Here is a 20,498-nt window from a genome sequence, read left to right on the forward strand (position 1 = left end):
GTCGATATTGACAGTCACTAGGGCGGAACCTACCATAAATAACACTACCGAACGGCGTTCGGTATAGCCGAACGATTGAATCCAGCGCGAATGGGGGTTGCAGAACGGATGCGCCGCGGATTCACCGCGCGCCCAACCCAAACAGATGACAACAGGACGCCAAACGGCCGCGATGCGCTCAGGGCATGCGCATCGCTCAATGCCAGGCGAAGAACAATGGGAATCATGTCGGAACGGGGTTTACAGGGGAATGCCAGACAGAAGCTGTCGGGCGCCCATTCGTCGAGGCTTGCCCACGACGAGATCGTGCATATCAAGGCGGTGCTGCGGCGATTGTCCGCCGACGATATGAACGATTTAGGTTTGCCGCCTGGATATTGGCGCAAGCGTTTGCGCGACCTGATGCAAACCCATCAATTGTCGAATGGCCAATTCGACGAAATTGATCAATTGCTCGCCACGTTGAAAGAATAGCGGCGAACACTCAGCTTGATCGGCCAAAAAAATAGAACCTGAGAGAGATGTAATCCAAACGATGCCGGACGCATAGTCAATATCGTTATGCGATTCGGCACGCAGCTGCGCACGAACGGCATTAAGCACGTTTAAGCGGACGGCGCGCTTTTGTGGCTGGGCGCGCTGTTTTAGCCGATGTTTTATTTTTACGTAGTGCCTTAACGTCCTCGGCGGCCAGCGCGGGCGCTTTCACCGCCCCCGAACGGATGCGTGAAAGCACGCGCTGGGCGTTGGCACTGCAATCCATATCGTCGGGTTTCGCCTCGATTTCCGCGAGCAGCGCCACGAGGTGCGCCTTGCTCTGCGCGAGCCGTTGTTGCAGCGCCTCGATTTCCCCAACCTTGCCGCGCAGCGTCTCGATCAGCGAGCCGTGCTGCCATTGCGCCCTATCGAGCGGCAGCAGCATGCGGATCTCGTCGAGACTGAAACCGGCCTGCTGCGCGCTCGTAATCAGATCGAGCACGAGCACCGCCTCGGGCGCATAACGGCGATAACCATTCGGTTCTCGCTCGGCTTTCAACAAGCCGATGTCCTCGTAAAAGCGAATGCGTGAAGCCGCCAGGCCCGTACGCTCCGCCAGTTCTCCGATTTTCATGTCTTTCGACCTCCGCGCTCAAACCAGGCGCCGACTGCCCTTCAGTCCGCACTTTAAGCTTAAAGTGAACTTGAAGGTCAAGTCGCGTGCCCTATCGCGACGATAGAAAAAATTCGCGCCCCAAACCGCCGCTCGCCCATTGACATTCAAGTTGGCTTCAACCTTAAAGTCGGCACACGATCCAACGAGGTGAAGCCATGCATGTGTTCGACCCCTTAGCCCTGCCCAACGGTTCGTCGATACCGAACCGCATCGCCAAAGCCGCGATGGAAGAAAACATGGCCGACGCGCATCACGCGCCGTCGGCGCAACTGATACGGCTCTATCGGGCGTGGGCCGAAGGCGGCGCGGGCCTCTTGATCACCGGCAACGTGATGGTCGACAGCCGCGCGATGACCGGACCCGGCGGCGTCGTGCTCGAAAACGATCAGCACCTCGAAGCATTTCGCGAGTGGGCGCGCATCGGCCGCTCGCACGGCGCGCAATGCTGGCTGCAGATCAATCATCCAGGGCGCCAGATGCGCGCCAATCTCGGGCAGCCGACGTGGGCGCCATCGGCGGTGCCGCTCGCGTTGGGCACGATGTCGAAGCATTTCGCCACGCCTCAAGCGATGACGAACGAGGTCATCGACGACGTGATTCAGCGCTTCGCACGCACCGCGCAACTCGGCGAGCGCGCGGGCTTCACCGGCGTCGAGATTCATGCGGCGCACGGCTATTTGCTGAGCCAGTTTCTCTCGCCGCTGAGCAACCGGCGCACCGACCGGTGGGGCGGCTCGCTGGAGAATCGCGCGCGTCTGCTGCTGGAGATCGTGAACGCGGTGCGCGCGGTCGTGTCGCCGTCATTCGCCGTCGCCGTCAAACTGAATTCCGCCGATTTCCAGCGCGGCGGCTTCAGTGCCGACGACGCGCGCGGCGTCGTGCAATGGCTCAACGAACTTGGCGTCGATCTGGTCGAGCTGTCGGGCGGCAGCTACGAAGCGCCCGCCATGCAGGGCGACGCACGCGACGGCCGCACACTCGCGCGCGAAGCCTATTTCGTGGAGTTCGCGCGCGATATCCGCACGATTGCGACGATGCCCGTGATGGTCACGGGCGGCATCCGCCGCCGCGCGATTGCCGAACAGGTGGTCGCGAGCGGCGTCGATATGGTGGGGATCGGCACGGCGCTCGCGATCGATCCAAACCTGCCGCGCGACTGGCGCGCGGGCCACGACGCCGCGCCCGCGCTCGCGCCCATCACTTGGAAGAACAAGCCGCTCGCGTCGCTGGCCAATATGGCCGCCGTGAAATTCCAGTTGCAGCGGCTGAGCGCGGGAAAGCGGACCGATCCGAACGTCTCGCCGCTGCGTGCGCTGATCGTTCAGCAAGTCGCCGAAGCGGCGCGCACGCGCCGCTACCGACGCTGGATCGTTCAGCAGGCAAAGAGCTGATCAGCCCGCGATACGGAACACGCCCACCGTCGAGCGCAGCCGCGCCGCCTGTTCGTCGAGCGCAGCTGCGGCGGCAGCCGCCTGCTCGACCAGCGCCGCGTTTTGCTGCGTGACCGTATCCATCTGCGAGACCGCCTGATTGACCTGCTCGATGCCGGTGCTCTGCTCGACCGACGCCGCCTCGATCTCGCCCATGATGTCGCTCACGCGCGTGATCGACTGCACGATTTCCTTCATGCGCTCGCCCGCCACGGCGACCTGATCCGAGCCCGCATCCACGCGATCGACCGACGAGCCGATCAGCGCCTTGATGTCCTTCGCCGCCGCCGCGCTGCGTTGCGCGAGCGAACGCACCTCGCCCGCGACCACCGCGAAACCGCGCCCTTCTTCGCCCGCGCGCGCGGCCTCGACCGCCGCGTTGAGCGCCAGAATATTGGTCTGGAACGCGATGCCCTCGATCGTGCCGATGATCTCTCCGATGCGCTTCGACTCGCCCGCGATGCCCTGCATGGTCGCGATCACTTCGTCGACGGCGCTGCCGCCGCGCCCCGTCGCATCCGAGGCGAGCACCGCGAGCTGACGCGCCTGGCGCGCGTTCTCCGCGTTCTGCTTGACCGTCGCCGTGAGCTGCTCCATGCTCGCCGCCGTTTCTTCGAGCGAGGCCGCCTGCTCCTCGGTGCGCTGCGAAAGATCGGCGTTGCCCTGCGCGATTTCCGACGAACCCGTGGCGATCGAATCGCTCGACTGCTGGATGCCCTGCACGAGATCGCGCAGCTTCACGCGCATTTCATGCAGCGCGTGCATCAGGCTCGTACGGTCGCCGGCGGCGAGCGCGATCGGCGTGGTCAGATTACCCGCCGCGATCTGCGCGGCCAGCGCCGTCGCGTCGGCCGGTTCGCCGCCGAGCGCGCGGCGGATGCTGCGCGTCATGAGCCACGCCATCGTGCCGACCACCGCGAAGATCAGCACCGCGATGGCGATCATCGTGCGCGCGACGCGCCAGAACGCGGCGTTGATATCGTCGTAGAAAAAGCCCGTGCCGATCCACCATTGCCATGCGGGCACCGCCACCACGCCCTGCAATTTCGGTTCGAGCGGACTGTTCGCCGAGCGGTGGATCAGCACGTCGACGAGCGCCACGTGCTCGCGTTGCAGCCCTTGCGCATAGGCCTGCGTGTCGGTGAGATCGCCCATCGTCGTGCGATTACCGCCCGTTTTCGTGCCGATCAGGCTCGGGTTCGGATGCACGAGGTTGATGCTGTCCGTCGTCGTGATCCAGAAATAGCTCTTGCTGTCCGCGTTCAATTCGCCGATGGCCGCCTTCGCCGCGGTCTGCGCGGCGTCGCGCGTGAGCTTGCCCTGTGCTTCCTGCTGCTGATAGTAGAGCGCCAGATGCTCGGCCTTGAGCAACAGGTTAGTGATCTCCTGCTGCCGGCTTTCGACGAGCGACTGCTTCAATTGCGACAAGGTGGTCGCAGCGATCAGGATGACACCGACAAGCGCGGTGCCCACGAGAAGGATCAGCTTGGTTGAGACTTTCATTTCGACTCGAAGAAGACGGGGAAAGACGCCGTGCGGGATGAACGTTTCCGCAAAATTAACCATTTGGTTAATGCATATCGGCACGGCGCCGCGCTTCTTGAGTCGGGTAATTGCGGAGGCCGCCGCGCGCCGCGTCGGACGGGCGTGCGGGGCTCCTTGAAGAGGTGTGGAAAGTGGGCGCGCCGGGCGTGGGGCGCCGGGTGGGTGCCTAGCGGGCTGCGGTTTGCGCCTGCGTTTGTGTCCCCGTTTGCGCCCCGGTTTTCTCTCCCGTCGCCGTCCCCGCCTGCACACTCTCCGCCGACCAGCCGCCGCCCAGCACCTTATACAGCGTGACCTGGTTCGACAGCTTCGCCAGCTGATCGGTGACGAGCTGCTCCTGCGCCGTATACAGCGTGCGCTGCGCGGTCAGCACGGTCAGGAAGCTGTCGGTGCCGGTCTTGTAACGCGCCTGCGCGAGATCGTAGTAATCCTGCGCCGACTGCACGTAATCGCGATCCGCCGCCACCTGATCGACATACGTCGCGCGGCCTGCCAGCGCATTCGCCACTTCCTTGAACGCCGTTTGAATGGCCTTCTCGTAGTCGGCGATATCGATGTCCTTCTCGATCTTCGCGACGTCGAGCGACGCCTTGTTGCTGCCGTAGTCGAAGATCGGCATCGTGATCGACGGCGCGAAACTCCACGCGCCCGTGCTCGCCTTGAACAGTTGCGACAGGCTCGTGCTCGCCGCGCCCGCCGATGCCGTCAACTCGATCTTCGGGAAGAACGCCGCGCGCGCCGCGCCGATATTCGCGTTCGCGCCCTTGAGCGTGTGCTCGGCCTCGATGATGTCGGGGCGGCGCGTGAGCAGGTCCGAGGGCGCGCCCGCGTCGACGTCGGCGAACATCGCGTCGCTGTCGAGCAGCGTGGGGCCGCTGCTCAGATCGTCGGGCAGCGCGCAGCCGATCTCGGCGCTCAGTGTGTTGCGATCCTGTGCGACGGCGCGCGTGTACGACGCCATGCTCGCCCGCGCGCTCGCGAGCGAGGTCTGCGCCTCGCGCACGTCCTGCAACGACGCGCTGCCGATCTTCATCATGCTGACCGTGAGATCGTAGGTGCTCTGGTCGGCGGCCACGGTGTCGGTCGCGACCTTGAGCAGCGCTTCGTCGGATTGCAGTTGCAGGAAGTCGGTCGCCACGTCGGCCACCAGCGTAAGCTGCGTGCTGGTGCGAGACGCATCGCTCGACAGATAGTTCTCCAGCGCCTGGCGCTTGAGACTGCGCAGACGGCCGAAGAAGTCGATTTCCCACGAGGTCGTGCCGACCGACGCGGTATTCGAGTGGCTGATCGCGCCGTCGCTGCGCGTGTTGGTGATCGAGCCGCCCGCGTCGATGGTCGGCGCGAGCGCGGCGCGCGTGATGCGGTACTGCGCCTCGTACTCGGCCACCTGAAGCGCGGCCACACGCAGATCGCGATTGTTGTCGAGCGCGAGCGCGATCAGCTTCTGCAGGCGCGGGTCCTTGAAGTAATCGCGCCAGCCGACATCGGCGGCGAAGGGCGCGGCAGGCGCGGTGGCAGCAGACGCCGCCGACGCCGCCGAAGCGCCCGTTTCATAAGCCGTTCCCGTCGGCCATGCGGAATCGACCGGCGCGGCGGGCCGCTGATAAGCGGGATCGAGAGAACACGCGCTCAGCGCAACGGCGCAGAGCACGGATAAAAGCTTCAATTTCATTCGGAATCCTTCGCAGACTGATCCTTGCCGTCTGCATCGTCCTTGCGGACATCGCCGTGCTCCTTGAACAGCTTGCGCACGACGATAAAGAACACGGGCACGAAGAAGATCGCGAGCGCGGTGGCCGCGATCATGCCGCCGGCCACGCCGGTGCCGATCGCGTGACGCGCGGCCGAGCCCGCACCCGTGCTCACCACGAGCGGCAGCACGCCGAACACGAACGCCAGCGACGTCATGAGAATCGGACGCAGACGCTGATGCGCCGCTTCGAGCGTGGCCTCCACCAATCCGCGGCCTTGCGCCTGCAAATCCTTCGCGAACTCGACGATCAGAATCGCGTTCTTGGTCGCGAGACCGATGGTCGTCAGCAGGCCGACCTTGAAGTAGACGTCGTTCGAGAGGCCGCGCATATGCGCGCCGAGCAGCGCGCCGAGCACGCCGATCGGCACCACGAGAATCACGGCAATCGGCACCGACCAGCTTTCATAAAGGCCCGCGAGACAGAGGAACACCACGATCAGCGAAATCGCGTACAGGTAGGTCGCCTGCGAGCCCGCGAGCACTTCCTGATACGACTGGCCGGTCCACTCGATGCCGAATCCGGTCGGCAATTGCTTCGCGATGTTCTGGACGGCGGCCATGGCCTGGCCCGTGCTGACGCCAGGTGCCGGTTGCGCGCTCATCTCCATCGCGAGTTCGCGGTTGTAGCGCTCGATCTGCGGCGGGCCGAAGGTCCAGCGCGTTTTAGCGAACGCGGAGAACGGCACCATCTGGCTGTCGTAACCGGACGTGCTCGTGGTCGAAGTGGACGACGAACTCGACGACGACGAAGAACTCGATGACGAAGAAGACGAAGACGAGGACGACGACGAATCCGCCCGCACATACCACTGCCCCACGTCGTTCGGCATCATGCGATAAGGCGCGTCGGCCTGCACATAAACCTTCTGGATGCGGCCCGTATCGATGTAATTGTTCACGTACGACGAGCCGAACGCGGTGGACAGCGTCGAATCGACATCGGAAATCGACAACCCGAGCGCGCTCGCCTTTTCACGGTCGATATCGACGTAAAGCTGCGGCGTGTCTTCGAGACCGGCGGCGCGCGTCATCGACAGCGCCGGTTCCTTCGCGGCCAGCGCGATGAACTGATTGCGCGCCTTGAGCAGCTTGTCGTGGCCCTGGCCCGCGCGGTCCTCGATTTCGAAGTCGAGCCCGCTTTGCGTGCCGAGGCCGTGAATCGCAGGCTCGTTCATCACGAAGACCTGCGCGTCGCGATTGCCCGCGAACGCGGCGTTCGCGCGATTGATCACCGCCTGCGCGCTGTCGTTCGAGCCGCGCACGCTCCAGTCCTTCAACTGCACGAACGCGAGCGCGTTGTTCTGCCCTTGCCCGTTGAAGCTGAAGCCGTTCACGGCCATCACGTGCGAGACCGCGCCTTGCTTGAGGAAATACTGCTCGACGGCTTCGACGGTCTTGACCGTCTTCGACGCGGGCGTGCCGACCGGCGCCGAGATCGACACCATGATCGAGCCCTGGTCTTCTTCCGGCAGATACGACGAAGGCAGCGTCACATACAGAATGCCCACGACGCCCGCGATCAGCGCGTAGCCCAGCATCCAGCGCGCCGGCTTCGCGACCACGCGCGCGAGCGTGTTGCTGTAGCGCGCATTGCTTTTCGTGAAGAAGCGGTTGAACGCGCCGAGCAAACCTCGCCGTTCATGATGCTCGACGGCGGCCGGGCTCAGCAGGCTCGCGCACAGCGCGGGCGTGAGCGTCATCGCCAGCAGCACCGAAAGCACCATCGCCGAGACGATGGTGACCGAGAACTGCCGGTAGATCGCGCCGGTCGAGCCCGAGAAGAACGCCATCGGAATGAACACGGCCGTGAGCACCGTGGTCACGCCCACGAGCGCGCCGGTGATCTGGCCCATCGCCTTCTTCGTCGCGGCCTTCGCGTCGAGCTTTTCCTCGGCCATGATGCGCTCGACGTTCTCCACCACCACGATGGCGTCGTCGACGAGCAGGCCGATCGCCAGCACCATCGCGAACATCGACAGCACGTTGATCGAGAAGCCGATTGCCGACATCACGCCCAGCGTGCCCAGCAGCGCGACCGGCACGACGATGGTCGGAATCAGCGTCGCGCGCAGATTCTGCAGGAACAGATACATCACGAGGAACACGAGGATCACCGCTTCGAAGAGGGTCTTCATGACCTCCTCGATCGAGATCTTCACGAACGGCGTCGAATCGTACGGATACGCAATCGCCACGTCCTTCGGCAGTTGCGGCTGCAATTCCACGAGCTTCGCGCGCACGGCCTTCGCGACCGCCATCGCGTTCGCGCCGGTCGAGAGCTTGACCGCCAGCGCCGAGGCCGGCTTGCCGTCGAGACGCGACGACGTATCGTACGAATCGCCGCCCACTTCCACGCGCGCGACGTCTTTCACGCGCACCTTCGAGCCGTCGCTGTTCACGCGCAGCAGGATGTCGCCGAACTGCTCGGGCGAGGTCAGCAGACTCGACGAGGAGATCGTCGCGTTGATTGCCTGGGAGTCCGTAGCGGGCGCGCCGCCGAGTTCGCCGACGGAGAGCTGCACGTTCTGGTTGGTGACCGCGGTCGTCACGTCGGAAGCCGTGAGGCCGAAGCTGCGCAGCTTGACCGGATCGAGCCAGATGCGCATGGCGTGCTGCGCGCCGAACAGCGTCACGTCGCCCACACCGTTGATCTGCGTGAGCGGGTCTTCGAGCTGCGTGGCGATCACGTTGCCGAGATCGATGGAATTGAGCGTGCCGCCCGGCGAGGACAGCGCGACGATCATCAGAAAGTCGCTCGACGCCTTCGCCACCTGCACGCCCTGCTCCTGCACCGTTTCGGGCAGCGAGGCGCTCGCCTGGGTCACCTTGTTCTGGACCTGCACCTGCGCGATGTCGGGATCGGTGCCGGGCTTGAAGGTCAGCGTGATGGTCGCCTGGCCCGCGCCGCTGCTCGTCGACGACATATAGAGCAGGTTATCGATGCCCGAAAGCTTCTGCTCGATGACCTGCGTGACGGTCTTCGCGACCGTGTCGGCGGATGCGCCCGGATAGGTCGCCGTGACCTGCACCGAAGGCGGCGCGATGGTCGGATATTGCTCGATCGGCAGCGTGGTGGTCGCCGCGCCGCCAATCAGCATGATGACGATTGCGATGACCCACGCGAGGATCGGGCGCTGGATAAAGAAGCCTGCCATGCGCCCTCCTTACGATGCCTTCGCGGCCGGCGACGACGCGGCAGCATCCGCCGCCGAACCTGCCGATGCCGCCGACGATGCCGCCGATACAGCCGATGCCGCCGAAGCCGAATCCGCGGCCACATGCACCGCCGCGCCCGCCTGCACCTTCTGCAAGCCGTCGACGATCACGCGGTCGCCCGCCTTCAGTCCGCTCGTGACGACCCACTGATCGCCGTAAGCGCTGTCGGCCTGCACCGAAACCTGTTTCGCGTGGCCCGTCGCATCGACGACATAGACGCTCGCCGCCCCATCCGACGCGCGCGTGACGGCCAGTTGCGGCACCAGCAGCGCGCTCGCGCTTTCGCCTTCGTCGAGCTGCGCGCGCACGAACATGCCCGGCAGCAATTCGCCTTCGGGATTCGGGAAGATCGTGCGCAGCGTGACCGAACCGGTGGTGGCATCGACGGTGATGCCCGAGAACTGGAGCACGCCCGTGTGCGTGTAAGGCGTGCCGTCCTCCATCACGAGCTGCACGGCCGCGCCGTTGCCCGCGCGCTTCATGCGGCCCGACGCGAACGCCTTGCGCAGACGCAGCCAGTCGGCGCTCGAACGCGTCACGTCGAGATACATCTCGTCGTAAGCGTGAATCGTCGCGAGCGCCGTGGTCTGGTCGGACGTCACGAGCGCGCCCTCGGTCACCGACGACGAGCCGATGCGCCCGGAAATGGGCGCGGTAATCCGCGTATAGCCGAGGTTGATGCGCGCCGATTCGAGCGAGGCGCGATCCGCGATCACGTCGGCCTCGTCCTCGCGCACGGCGGCGATGGCGTCGTCGTTGTCCTGCGCGCTCACGGCGTTGATCTTCACGAGCTGCGCGTAGCGGTCGGCCTTGGTTTTCGCCGACGCCAGCGTGGCCTCGGCCTTCGCAAGCGTGCCGCGCGCCTGATCGTAGGTCGCCTGATAAGTGGCGGGGTCGATCTGATAGAGCACCTGACCGGCCTTCACGTCCGAACCTTCGACGAACAGACGCTTCTGCACGATGCCGCCGATCTGCGGGCGCACGTCGGACACTTTCAGCGAGGACAGACGCCCGGACAGTTCCGCCGTCATCACGATGCGTTGCGGCGCGAGCGTGCGCACGCCGACATCGACGGCTTGCGCGGCGGGCATGTCGGCCCCGTGGCGCTGACAACCGGCGATCGCCAGCACGGACGCGCAAACGAGCGCGGCGGCGAGCCAGCGCGGCGTGTGCGCGGCTCCACGGCTTGTAGGTTTGAGTTGCGGCATAGATCCCATCGAATACGTTGATGCTCCAGACCGGGCGAGGCGCGGAGCGATGCGGCGCGGAAAGAATCGGTAAGGATCGAACAAGGGGAAATGAAGGCTTTGAACGGCAGCCCGGTGCCCGCTCATCCCGTTCCAACCCTGAATTCCAGACTCGCGCTGCAATTCCGAATAACTAAACTGAACGGTATGGTTTATAATTGAACCCATGATCGCTGTCAATCCGATTACAGGTTTGCGCCGTCACGCAGATGTTTCAAATCGTCACCATCACGGCACGACGCCGCGACGATGCAGACGAGCGCGGGAAGGGGCGAGTCAGTGGGATCGGGACCGGAGTCCGCATGAGAAAGAAAACGGAAGAAAAGCGCCAATCCATTATCGACGCTGCCCTGGACGTGTTTCGGGAGGTCGGCTTCGAGCAGGCTTCGATGACGCAAATCGCAACGCGATCGGGCGCGTCGAAGGCCACGCTCTATAGCTATTTCGAGTCGAAAGAGGCGTTATTTGCTGAAACAATGACGAGCCGCGCAGGCTCCGAAATCCGCCAGGCGTTCGACCGCCTGACGCTCGACGTGCCGCTGCGCGAGTCGCTGACCGCGTTCGGGCTGCATTATCTGAACGCGGTGCTGCAACCCTCGTTTCTGTCCACGCGCCGCCTCTGCGTGCAAGAGGTCGATCGCTCGAACGTCGGGCGCGTGCTTTACGAAACGGGTCCGCAGCAGGGTCTGATGCATGTGCGCGACTTCCTCGCGAGCGCCATCGAGGCGCGCACGATGCGCCCGTGCGAGCCGGAAGTCGCCGCGCGCCATCTGCTCGCGCTGATCGAAGCCGAACTGGTCGAACTCGCCCTGCTCGGCTACGAGGTGAAGACGTCGCGCGCGAAACTCACGCCGGTGGTGAACCGCGCCGTGGACGTGTTTATGGCTGCTTATGCGGCGGGCGCGTCATCGGCGAGATGATGCGCCCGCGACGTGTGCAGTGTATGTAGCGACACCGTTAGAACACGTGCTGAATGCCCGCGTAGACGCCGGTCTGCGACGCGCCCGCGATCGGGTTGCCGCTCGCCGCGCCCGTGCCCGCCGCGTTGGCGTTGAGCGAGAAGTTCGCGCTGCTGCTGTTGCGCACGCTGGCCGCCTGGAAGTCGAGCAGCGTGCGCGTCGAGAGGTTGTACGAGCCGCCCACCGTGTAGATCGTCGCGTTGCCGCCGCCCTTGTTCGCGTTGACGTGATAGACCGCCGCGATCAACGCGGCAGCGGGCGAGATGCGCCACGTCACCCCGCCCCATTCGTGATCGAGCGTCGTGGGCGCGACGCCCGCCGTCGCGCTGCCGCCCGAGGTGCGGATCGCCTGATACGCGCCCTGAATCTTGAACGGCCCGAGAAACACATTGAGCGCGGCCGTGTATTCGCGCGAGGCCGTAAACGGATCGTCGAATTGACCATTGGCCGGATCGCGGATTTCGTCGTAAATGCCGCGCAACTGGAATAACGCCGACGTATAGGTGATTTGCGCGCCCGCCTCGCGGCCTTGCGCCGTCGTGCCATTGCCGTTCCAGTTCGTGGCATTGGACAGCGCGTATTGCCCGTAAAAATCGAAGCCCGCATATCTCGGCGACTGATACGAAATCGTATTGCTCGACGAGGGCCAATTTCTGCCGCGCACGAGCGACCCCGACGCCCATGCCGATTGCCCGAACGGATCGAAATCCCACACGCCGTTGGCAATAAAGAACTGACGGCCGAATAACACCGTGCCGTAACGCTCGCTGCCCAAACCGACGAACGCGAGGCGATTGAACAATTGCCCGTCACCAGGGCCCGCGCCATTCGTGACGTTCAGCGCGCCTTCGAGCTGAAACAGCGCCTTCAGTCCGCCGCCCAGATCCTCCACGCCCTTGAGCCCCCACATGCTCGCGCTGAAGTCGCCGTTCTCGGCGCGCCAGCGCGACGCGCTGCCGTTACTCGTCGGCACGCCGCTCATATATTCGATGCCGGTATCGAGCCGGCCATACAAGGTCACACTGCTTTGCGCGTGTGCGGCGCTTGCCGCCAGCAGCGTCGTCAGCGACGCTGTCAACCAAATCGTGCGATTCAAATCCAGGACTCCTGTCGATCAGTTTCGTGGGATGAAGCCGAAAAGCCGACAGGATTGTTCAGTGAAAAACGACAATCGGCAAAGCAGCAAATCTCCGAATCAAATGAACGCGGCACTGCTTCGCAATGCAGTTTCCCGAAGCCCTAGCTAACGCCGATTATTTGATTGCGATAGCAACTTTCTCGCGCGCATGAACATGAATAGCGCTGCGTTTTCAGGCTTTTTATCTGCTTGCTGCGCAGTGCGATGCCGCTTCTGTTACGAAGAATTTTTTCGCTCGATGCACGCCACGCGTTATCACAAACGCGCCACGCGAGCCAAGCGCCGATATCTCTTTAGCTTTTCAGAAATTGGCGGTTTTGAATTAATCGTTCGCTGAACATAATGGTTGATCCAGCCGGCAATCCCGCTTCGATGCCGGCGCTTCCACCGTTCAATCCGCCATTTACGGCGCTGCCCTGGAGATATCGACATGCAAGCGGATCTTTCCGTCGCGGCAACCGCCGTCCGGCCTGCTTCATTGGCGCACTGATCATGCATTCGCTCATTGCACTCATCGATTACGCGCTGCTCGGGCTCAGCACCGGCGGCGCGTATGCGCTCGTCGCGCTCGGACTCGTGGCCGTGTATCACGGCACCGGCGTGGTCAACTTCGCGCAAGGCGGCATCGGCATGGCCTCCGCCTACGCGTTCTGGAAATTGCATGCGCACGCGGGCGTGCCGCTGTGGCCCGCGATCGGCCTCGGCATCGCGGCGGGCGTGACGGTCAGCATCGCGTTCTACGCCTTCGTCGGGCGGCGTCTCGTGGGCGCGTCGACCACCACCAAGACGCTCGTCACGCTCGGCCTGCTGTTGATGCTCGAAGCGGCCGTGCGCATCGTGTGGACCAATCAGCAGGAGCGCGTGGACAGCTTCCTCGTCTCGGGCGGCACCACGCTGTTCGGCGCGCACGTGCAGTATCTCGCGCTCGTGCTGCTCGGCGCGGCGGTCGCGCTCACCGTGCTGCTCACGCTGCTGTTCGAGCGCACGCGCTTCGGCCACGCCACCACCGCGCTGCAGGACAGCCCGCTCGGCGCGCAGGCGCTCGGCTATTCGCCGCATCCGTGGGGCGCGGCCGCGTGGGGCATCAGCGGGCTGCTTGCGGCGCTCGCGGGCATCCTGCTTTCGCCGATCACCGCGCTCAGCCCGAACTCGCTGAGCAGCCTCGTGATTCCCGCGCTGGGCGCGGCGCTGATCGCGGGCTTCCGGCGCTTCGGCGTGGCGCTCGCGGTGGCCGTCGCGGCGGGCGTGGCGGAATCGCTCGCGATCGGTCTGTCGATCGAGCCAGGGCTCGGCAAGTCGATTCCCTATCTCGTCACGCTCGTCGCGCTGGTGGTGAGCGGACGCAATCTGCCGGGACGCGGCACCTTCGACACACCGCGCCTCTTTCGCGTCGGCAGCGGCCGCGTGAGTCCGTTCGGTCTCGCGCTCGGCGCGGCGACGCTCGCGGCGCTCGTCTACACGCTGCCCGATTACTGGTCCGACACGCTCGCGCTCACCGCGATCTTCGCGCTGATCGGGCTCGCGGTCGTGGTCTCCACCGGTTACGCGGGCCAGGTGAGCCTGCTGCCGCTCGGCCTCGCGGGCGCCTCGGTGCTGTTCGCGGGCTGGCTCGGGCAGCATGGCGCGCCGTTCGGCGCGACGCTCGCGGGCACGGCGCTCGCGGCGGGCGCGGCCGGTTTCGCCATCGGGTTGCCGAGCGCGCGTCTACGCGGCATCGGCCTGACGATCGCGACGCTCGCCATCGCGGCCATCCTCGAAACCTGGGTCTTTACGTCCGACCGCTTCGTCAACGGCGTGCAAGGCTGGCGCATCGGCGACATCTCGCTGTTCGGCCTCTCGTTCGACAACGCGCTCGACCCGCGCCGCTTCGCATTGCTCGCGTGGGGCGTGACGGCGCTCGCCGCGCTCGCCGTGGCCGCGCTGCGGCGCAGCCGCGCGGGCCGCCGCATTCTTGCGATGCGCTCGAACGAACGCGCCGCCGCCGCGTGCGGCGTGGCCGTGCCGCACGCGAAGATCGCGGCCTTCGTGCTCTCGGCCGCGCTCGCCGGACTCGCGGGCGCACTGCTCGCCGCACAGAGCGGCACGGTCGGCGGCCAGCGTTTCGGCGAAGGCTACGCATGGGCCGATTCGCTCGCGGTGCTCAGCATGGCCGTGCTCTCCGGCGCGGGCTATCTGTTCGGCGGCGTGCTCGCGGGCGTGTTCGCGCCGGGCGGCGCGCTCGCGCAACTGCTCTCGTTCGGCGGCACGATCAACGACTGGGTCGCGCTCGTGCTCGCGCTCAATCTCGTGTTCGTGCTGATCAGCGAACCGGACGGCGTGGTCGCGCAAATCCTGCGCGGCGTGGCGCATCTGCCCGACGCGTGGCGCAAGCCGATTCGCGCACTCGTGCAGTGGCCGCGCGTCCAGCACGCGCAGCCCACACTCGACGCGCACGCGTTGCGCGACAGCCTGAGCCGCGCGCCCACCGATGCCGACACCCACACCGCCGCGCTCGAAGTCGAGGACTTGCGCGTGGCCTACGGCGACACCGTGGTGGTCGACGGCGTGAGCCTGCGCATCGCCCCCGGCGAAGTGCTGGGCGTGCTCGGCGCGAACGGCGCGGGCAAGAGCAGTCTCGTCGATGCGCTGACCGGCTTCGTTCCGGCGCGCGCGGGCCGCGTGCGCATGCAAGGCGTCGATGTCACGGCGCGCGCGCCGCAGCAGCGCGTGGCGCACGGCCTCACGCGCACGTTCCAGGACCATCTGCTGTTCGACGACCTCTCGGTGCGCGAGAACCTCGAAACCGCCGCCGAGCCGAAAGACGCCTGGGCGTGGTTCGCCGCGCCGTTCGGCCTCGCGCCGCGTCGTTCGCTACAGACCGTCCATGCGGCGGCCCAGGTCGCGGGCGTCGTCCATCATCTCGACGCTGCCGCCGACACGCTCTCGCTCGGCTGGCAGGCGCGCGTGACGCTGGCCCGCGCGCTCGCGGCGCGTCCCCGCGTGCTCTGCCTCGACGAGCCCGCCGCCGCGCTGAGCCCCGAGGCGCGCCAGCATGCGATCGGCGTGATCCGGCGCGCGGCGCGCGAACTCGGCGTGGCGATCCTGCTGGTCGAGCACAACATCGACGTCGTGCTCGCCACCTGCGACGCCGCCATCGTCATGGACGCGGGACGCGTGATCGCGCGCGGCACGCCCGCCGAGGTGCTGCGCCTGCCCGCCGTGCGGCGCGCGTATCTGGGCGATCCGCTCGATGCGGACGAGATCGCTGAAATCGAAACCGATCAGGATATCGAATCAAATACGCAAGAGCAGATCCGCAAAGGAGCCCTCGCATGAGCACGCCCGTTCTGAGTCTGCGCGGCCTGCGCGCGGGCTATGGCCGCCGCCAGATCCTGCGCGACGTCACGCTCGATGTGCATGCGGGCGAGATCGTCGCGCTGCTCGGCCGCAACGGCGCGGGCAAGTCCACCACGCTGCTTGCCGTCGCGGGCTTTCTGCCGCAAGTCGAAGGCGAGATCCTGCTCGACGGCCAGCCGCTCGCGGGCGCACCGCATACGCGCGCGCGTCGCGGCACCGGCCTCGTCATCAAGGGGCGCAGCCTGTTCGCCTCGCTCACGGTCGCGGAGAACATGCGGCTCGCCGATCTCGCGCCCGACGCGCTGCTCGATATCTTTCCCGAACTCGAAGCGCGCCTGCACGTGCGCGCGGGGCAGTTGAGCGGCGGCGAGCAGCAGATGGTGGCCGTGGCGCGCGCACTGCTGCGCCGTCCGCGCGTGGTGCTGCTCGACGAACTGACGTTCGGCCTCAGTCCCGCGATGGCGCGCCGGCTCGTCGACGCCGTGGTCGAACGCGCGCGCCAGGATGGCACCGCCGTGCTCGCCGTCGAACAGCACATCCATATCGCCGAACGCATGGCGACGCACGCGGCCATCGTGGCCGAGGGCGTCGTGAAGCTGCATCTGCGCCGCGACGAACTGCTCGCGCGCGCCGAGGAAATCGAAGGGATCTATCTCGGTCACGCCGTCGATGTCTGAACGCTTCGCGCATCGACACTCCGCTCAACACATTCAACTCTCACCGCTTCCGCCAGCATGAAATCACGCTTTCCGCGCCCTCGTGCGCTCGCCCTTTCTCTGAGCCTCGGCCTCGCCGCCGCGACGTTCGGCGCGGCCATCGATACGGCCCAGGCCGCCGATCAGCCGCCCGTGCTGGTCGGCTTCATCATCGCGCAGAGCGGCTCGCCGTTCGCCGTCACCGATCCGGGCCGCGTCGCGCAGATCGCCGCGCGCGCCGTCAACGATCAGGGCGGCATCAACGGCCGCAAGCTCGTGGTCGAGATCTGCGATACCAAGGGCCAGCCCGCCGCGAGCCTCGCGTGCGCACGCCGACTCGCCGACGAAGGCGCGATCACGCTGATCGGCGGCAGCAGCGCGAACGGCGTCGACAAGATCCTGCGCGCGAAGAAAATGGCCGCGTGGTTCCCGATGGGCAGCGACCCGTCCGACGTGCGCAATCCGCTTTCGTTCATCACCGCGCTCAACGCGGCGGGCGCGGCGCAAGGCACCTATCTGGGCGCGAAACGCTTCGGCGCGAAGCGCGCGGTCTATGTGTCGATGCTCGGCAACAAGACCTATCAGCAGACGGCGCGCTTCGGCTACGCGCAGGCGGGCGTGAGCGACGTGCAGATCGTCGAAGTGCCGCCCGCGACCACCGACTTCGCGCCGTACATCGCGAAGATCAAGGCGCTCAAGCCCGACGTCTGGGGCGGCATGCTCTACCCGCCCGAGCAGCAGACGCTGCTGGTCGAAGCCGCCGCGCAGCAGGGCCTGACGATTCCGTTCGTGAGCAGCAACAATGTGATCGAGGACGCCACGATCGCCGCGCTCAGCAAGGCGCCGTTTCCGAATTCGCTCGCGCTCGAAAAAGGCGAGGACGCGAAACGCTTTCCTACGTGGGCCGAATACGAGCGCCAGCTCGCCAAATACGACCCGCATCACGACGTGAAAGGCCCGACCGACGGCTCGACCACGACCGACTGGCTCGCCGTGTGGACCTTCGCGCAGATCGCCCGCAAGCTGCCGGACGTGACCGTGGACAGCTTCCGCGACTACGTCACGAACGACAAGCAGTTCACGACCGACGTACTGCATCCGATCGACTTCACGGCCGTCGCGCCGGTCGAAGGCATGCCGCGCCAGGAAAACATCTGGGCTTATGCGGGCCACGTGCAGGACGGCCATGAAGTGGTCGACGATGCGGTGCCGTACAGCGCGTGGCAGAAAACGCCGGTGCAGCCCTGGAGCAAACAACAGATCGCGGAGGCAACAGGAAAATGAGCGAATACTCGCATTTGAACGGCGCGCGCCGTCCGCTGATTTACAACGCGTTCGCGCACATCACGCCCAATCATCATAGCCACGGTTTCTGGCGTCATCCGCAAGGTCAGCATCAGCTCGACTTCCACAAGCTCGGACCGTGGATCGAACTCGCGAAAACGGCCGAGCGCGGCTGCTTCGACGTGGTGTTTCTCGCCGATGTCGCGGGCCTCTACGAAACCTCGAACGGTCAATGGCAGCAGGCCGCGCGCACCGGCATGCAGTTTCCCTCGCACGATCCGGCCGCGCTCGTTTCCGCGCTCGCGGCCGCGACGCACGATATCGGCTTCGCGGTCACGAGTTCGGTGATCCAGGAGCATCCGTTCAGCTTCGCGCGCAAGCTCTCGACGCTCGATCATCTGAGCGAGGGACGCGTGGCCTGGAATATCGTCACGTCCTATCTTGACAACACCGCGCGCAACTACGGCTTCGACAAATTGCCGCCGCACGACGAGCGCTACGTCTGGGGCGAGGAATACGCGGAAGTGGTCTACAAGCTTTGGGAAGCGAGCTGGGAAGACGGCGCGTGGGTCGCCGACGCCGCGCGCGACACGCTCGTCGATCCCGCGCGCCTGCACGCGATCGATCACGTGGGCGCGCGTTATCGCGTGGCCGGTCCGCATCTCGTGCGAACCTCGCCGCAACGCACGCCCGTGCTGTTCCAGGCGGGCTCGTCCGAAGCGGGCCGCGACTTCGCCGCGCGCCATGCGGAAGTCACGTTCCTGCCTTCGCGCACGCCCGAAAGCGCCGCCAACGATCTCGCCGATCTGCGCCGCCGCGCCGTGGCCGCCGGCCGTCACGCCGACGATATCCGCGCGATCGTCATGCTCTCGCCCGTGATCGGCAGCACCGAAGCCGAAGCGAAGGCACGCCGCGCCGAGATTCTCGATTCGTTCAGCCTCGACGCGCTCGCTGTGTTCTGGAGCGGCGGCATCGGCGTCGATCTGACCACCATCGACCCGGCCACGCCGCTGACCGAACTGCGCGAGCAGAACGGCACGCGCGGCAGCGTGCGCGCGTTCATCGACGCCGCGCCGCAAGGCGTGGTCACGTTCGGCGACGCCTTGCGCAAGACCATTTCCGCGCAGTTCGCGGGCACGCCCGAGCAGATCGCCGACGAAATCGAACGCTGGGCCGCCGCGGGCGTCGCGGGCTTCAACGTCGTGCCCGTGACCACGCTCGGCTGGTGGAGCGAGTTCGTCGATCACGTCGTGCCCGTGCTGCAAAAGCGCGGCCTGATGCAGCGCGAGTACGCGCCCGGCACGCTGCGCGAGAAGCTGTTCCGCGACGGGCCGCATCTGCCCGACCGCCATCCGGCGCGTCGTCTGCGGCCTTGGGCGGAACACGGCGCCGCATCGCTTTCCGCCTCGCTTGCCTGACCCACGCGTCCAACCCATCAAGGAGTTCATCGACATGAGCCAAGACCGCACCGCGCCGCTGCCGCCCGGCATCGTCACCGGCCCCGCCTGGGGCGAGCCGCTTCCCGAACGCTATGCGGAGATCGCCGCAACGTTCCGCCCGCTGTTCGCGCGCATCCGCGAGCACGCCGCCGCGCGCGAAACCGAACGCACGCTGCCCTTCGAGGCGATCGAGTGGCTGCGCGAGACGCGCCTCACCGCCGCGCGCGTGCCGCGCGAGCATGGCGGGCTCGGCCTGAGCTTGCCGGAATTCTTCGAACTGCTGATCGAATTGTCGGAAGCGGAATCGAATCTCACTCAGGCGCTGCGCGCGCATTTCGGCTTCGTCGAACACATTCTCGCGAGCGAGCCCGAGCGCCAGGCGCGCTGGTTCGAGCGTCTCGCCAACGGCGCGATTGCGGGCGCGGCCTGGTCCGAAACCGGCGAGGCAAAGCAGGCGCAGTTCTCGACGCGCGTCACGCGCACGCCCGAGGGCTGGCGTCTGAACGGCACGAAGTTCTACACGACCGGCTCGCTGTTCGCCGACTGGATTCATATCGGCGCGAGCGATGAAAACGGCACGGCGATTTCGCTGACGATCGACCGGCGCGCGCCCGGCGTCGAGGTGATCGACGACTGGGACGGCATGGGCCAGCGCCTCACGGCGAGCGGCACGAGCCGCTTCACCGACGTGCCCGTGGAAGAACGCGAGATCGTCGCCGAACGCGCGCCCTTCGCGTATTCCGAGGGCTTTTATCAGCTCGTGCATCTGGCGACGCTCGCGGGCATCAACCGCGCGGCGGCCAACGAAGCGGCGGCGCAGGTCGCGGCGCGCACGCGCAGCTACAGCCACGCGCCGGCCGCGCGTCCCGCCGACGACGCCCAGGTGTTGCAGGTGATCGGCCGCATCCGCGCGCATGCGTGGACCGCGAGCGCGGCGGTCGCGCAGGCGGCGCGCGCGCTCGAACGCGCCGAGCGCGCGGTGGGCCAGGCGCACGAAACCGCCGCGATTGCCGAGGCCGAAATCGAAATCTGGCAGGCCCAGACCGTGGTCTCGCAACTCGTGCTGGACGCGACCGCGAACGTGTTCGACGCGCTCGGCGCGTCCGCCACGCTGCGCACGCAGGCGCTCGACCGTCACTGGCGCAACGCGCGCACCATCACTTCGCACAATCCGCGCATCTACAAGGACCGCGTCGTGGGCGAGTTCGCGGTGAAGGGCACGCTGCCCGCGGGGCAATGGCGGATCGGCATCGCGTAGCGGCACGCTGCGCAAAAGATGGCGACGTGGGGCGATCCACGTCGCCAT

Annotated in this window: 14 protein-coding genes; 8 read left to right on the top strand and 6 right to left on the bottom strand. The window is 66.1% G+C overall.

Translation table 11 applies throughout. From position 1 onward, the window contains the following. Positions 1 to 90 precede the first annotated feature (90 nt). Positions 91 to 474: a hypothetical protein gene (locus LDO54_RS07430; protein ID WP_224008716.1), complete on the top strand. Its 384-nt coding sequence runs from the start codon at positions 91 to 93 to the stop codon at positions 472 to 474. Between the two features lie 121 nt (positions 475 to 595). Here the strand turns inward: LDO54_RS07430 and LDO54_RS07435 are convergent, their stop codons facing one another. After that, on the bottom strand, positions 596 to 1,111 hold the full coding sequence (locus LDO54_RS07435) for a MerR family transcriptional regulator (RefSeq protein WP_224008718.1): 516 nt from the start codon (positions 1,109 to 1,111) through the stop codon (positions 596 to 598). A 197-nt stretch (positions 1,112 to 1,308) separates the two neighbouring features. On the opposite strand from LDO54_RS07435, the gene LDO54_RS07440 reads away from it, so the two are divergent. After that, complete coding sequence (locus LDO54_RS07440) at positions 1,309 to 2,544, top strand: NADH:flavin oxidoreductase/NADH oxidase family protein (RefSeq protein ID WP_224008721.1); 1,236 nt, start codon at positions 1,309 to 1,311, stop codon at positions 2,542 to 2,544. Here LDO54_RS07440 and LDO54_RS07445 read toward each other — a convergent pair whose 3' ends face one another. From LDO54_RS07445 to LDO54_RS07460, 4 genes are all read right to left on the bottom strand, one after another. Beyond that, on the bottom strand, positions 2,545 to 4,086 hold the full coding sequence (locus LDO54_RS07445; RefSeq protein WP_224008723.1) for a methyl-accepting chemotaxis protein: 1,542 nt from the start codon (positions 4,084 to 4,086) through the stop codon (positions 2,545 to 2,547). Positions 4,087 to 4,294: 208 nt separating this feature from the next. Then, positions 4,295 to 5,797, bottom strand: coding sequence for an efflux transporter outer membrane subunit (locus LDO54_RS07450; protein ID WP_224008725.1), 1,503 nt, complete (start codon positions 5,795 to 5,797; stop codon positions 4,295 to 4,297). After that, complete coding sequence (locus LDO54_RS07455) at positions 5,794 to 9,033, bottom strand: efflux RND transporter permease subunit (RefSeq protein ID WP_224008727.1); 3,240 nt, start codon at positions 9,031 to 9,033, stop codon at positions 5,794 to 5,796. The genes LDO54_RS07450 and LDO54_RS07455 overlap by 4 nt, the downstream gene beginning before the upstream one ends. A 9-nt stretch (positions 9,034 to 9,042) precedes the next feature. Continuing rightward, complete coding sequence (locus LDO54_RS07460; RefSeq protein WP_224008728.1) at positions 9,043 to 10,302, bottom strand: efflux RND transporter periplasmic adaptor subunit; 1,260 nt, start codon at positions 10,300 to 10,302, stop codon at positions 9,043 to 9,045. 341 nt (positions 10,303 to 10,643) lie between these two features. On the opposite strand from LDO54_RS07460, the gene LDO54_RS07465 reads away from it, so the two are divergent. Then, entirely contained in the window at positions 10,644 to 11,261 is a 618-nt protein-coding gene (locus tag LDO54_RS07465) for a TetR/AcrR family transcriptional regulator (RefSeq protein WP_224008730.1), read from the top strand. A gap of 37 nt (positions 11,262 to 11,298) precedes the next feature. On the opposite strand, the gene LDO54_RS07470 is transcribed toward LDO54_RS07465, so the two are convergent. Further along, positions 11,299 to 12,396, bottom strand: a complete 1,098-nt coding sequence (locus LDO54_RS07470; protein WP_224008732.1) for a porin — start codon at positions 12,394 to 12,396, stop codon at positions 11,299 to 11,301. A gap of 534 nt (positions 12,397 to 12,930) precedes the next feature. Here LDO54_RS07470 and LDO54_RS07475 point away from each other — a divergent pair. The 5 genes from LDO54_RS07475 to LDO54_RS07495 are packed head-to-tail and all read left to right on the top strand — an operon-like array spanning position 12,931 to position 20,450. Then, the gene (locus LDO54_RS07475) at positions 12,931 to 15,753 is read left to right on the top strand and encodes an ABC transporter permease subunit (RefSeq protein WP_224008734.1); all 2,823 of its coding nucleotides are present in this window, start codon (positions 12,931 to 12,933) and stop codon (positions 15,751 to 15,753) included. Further along, entirely contained in the window at positions 15,750 to 16,451 is a 702-nt protein-coding gene (locus LDO54_RS07480; RefSeq protein WP_224008736.1) for an ABC transporter ATP-binding protein, read from the top strand. The genes LDO54_RS07475 and LDO54_RS07480 overlap by 4 nt, the downstream gene beginning before the upstream one ends. 57 nt (positions 16,452 to 16,508) lie before the next feature. Further along, on the top strand, positions 16,509 to 17,753 hold the full coding sequence (locus LDO54_RS07485; protein WP_224008738.1) for an ABC transporter substrate-binding protein: 1,245 nt from the start codon (positions 16,509 to 16,511) through the stop codon (positions 17,751 to 17,753). Continuing rightward, complete coding sequence (locus LDO54_RS07490) at positions 17,750 to 19,171, top strand: NtaA/DmoA family FMN-dependent monooxygenase (RefSeq protein WP_224008740.1); 1,422 nt, start codon at positions 17,750 to 17,752, stop codon at positions 19,169 to 19,171. Before LDO54_RS07485 ends, LDO54_RS07490 begins: the two co-directional genes overlap by 4 nt. Before the next feature lie 34 nt (positions 19,172 to 19,205). Beyond that, positions 19,206 to 20,450 carry an acyl-CoA dehydrogenase family protein gene (locus LDO54_RS07495; RefSeq protein WP_224008742.1) on the top strand — a complete coding sequence of 415 codons (1,245 nt, stop codon included), beginning with the start codon at positions 19,206 to 19,208 and terminating at the stop codon, positions 20,448 to 20,450. The last annotated feature ends 48 nt before the right edge of the window (positions 20,451 to 20,498 follow it).

The organism is Paraburkholderia tropica, from assembly GCF_914484835.1.
Taxonomy (GTDB): domain Bacteria; phylum Pseudomonadota; class Gammaproteobacteria; order Burkholderiales; family Burkholderiaceae; genus Paraburkholderia; species Paraburkholderia tropica_A.

Excerpts from the sequence above, each read along its gene's own strand:
- LDO54_RS07430 (WP_224008716.1), top strand. The coding sequence starts at position 91 with ATGGGGGTTGCAGAACGGATGCGCCGCGGATTCACCGCGCGCCCAACC.
- LDO54_RS07435 (WP_224008718.1), bottom strand. The coding sequence starts at position 1,111 with ATGAAAATCGGAGAACTGGCGGAGCGTACGGGCCTGGCGGCTTCACGC.
- LDO54_RS07440 (WP_224008721.1), top strand. The coding sequence starts at position 1,309 with ATGCATGTGTTCGACCCCTTAGCCCTGCCCAACGGTTCGTCGATACCG.
- LDO54_RS07445 (WP_224008723.1), bottom strand. The coding sequence starts at position 4,086 with ATGAAAGTCTCAACCAAGCTGATCCTTCTCGTGGGCACCGCGCTTGTC.
- LDO54_RS07450 (WP_224008725.1), bottom strand. The coding sequence starts at position 5,797 with ATGAAATTGAAGCTTTTATCCGTGCTCTGCGCCGTTGCGCTGAGCGCG.
- LDO54_RS07455 (WP_224008727.1), bottom strand. The coding sequence starts at position 9,033 with ATGGCAGGCTTCTTTATCCAGCGCCCGATCCTCGCGTGGGTCATCGCA.
- LDO54_RS07460 (WP_224008728.1), bottom strand. The coding sequence starts at position 10,302 with ATGCCGCAACTCAAACCTACAAGCCGTGGAGCCGCGCACACGCCGCGC.
- LDO54_RS07465 (WP_224008730.1), top strand. The coding sequence starts at position 10,644 with ATGAGAAAGAAAACGGAAGAAAAGCGCCAATCCATTATCGACGCTGCC.
- LDO54_RS07475 (WP_224008734.1), top strand. The coding sequence starts at position 12,931 with ATGCATTCGCTCATTGCACTCATCGATTACGCGCTGCTCGGGCTCAGC.
- LDO54_RS07480 (WP_224008736.1), top strand. The coding sequence starts at position 15,750 with ATGAGCACGCCCGTTCTGAGTCTGCGCGGCCTGCGCGCGGGCTATGGC.
- LDO54_RS07485 (WP_224008738.1), top strand. The coding sequence starts at position 16,509 with ATGAAATCACGCTTTCCGCGCCCTCGTGCGCTCGCCCTTTCTCTGAGC.
- LDO54_RS07490 (WP_224008740.1), top strand. The coding sequence starts at position 17,750 with ATGAGCGAATACTCGCATTTGAACGGCGCGCGCCGTCCGCTGATTTAC.
- LDO54_RS07495 (WP_224008742.1), top strand. The coding sequence starts at position 19,206 with ATGAGCCAAGACCGCACCGCGCCGCTGCCGCCCGGCATCGTCACCGGC.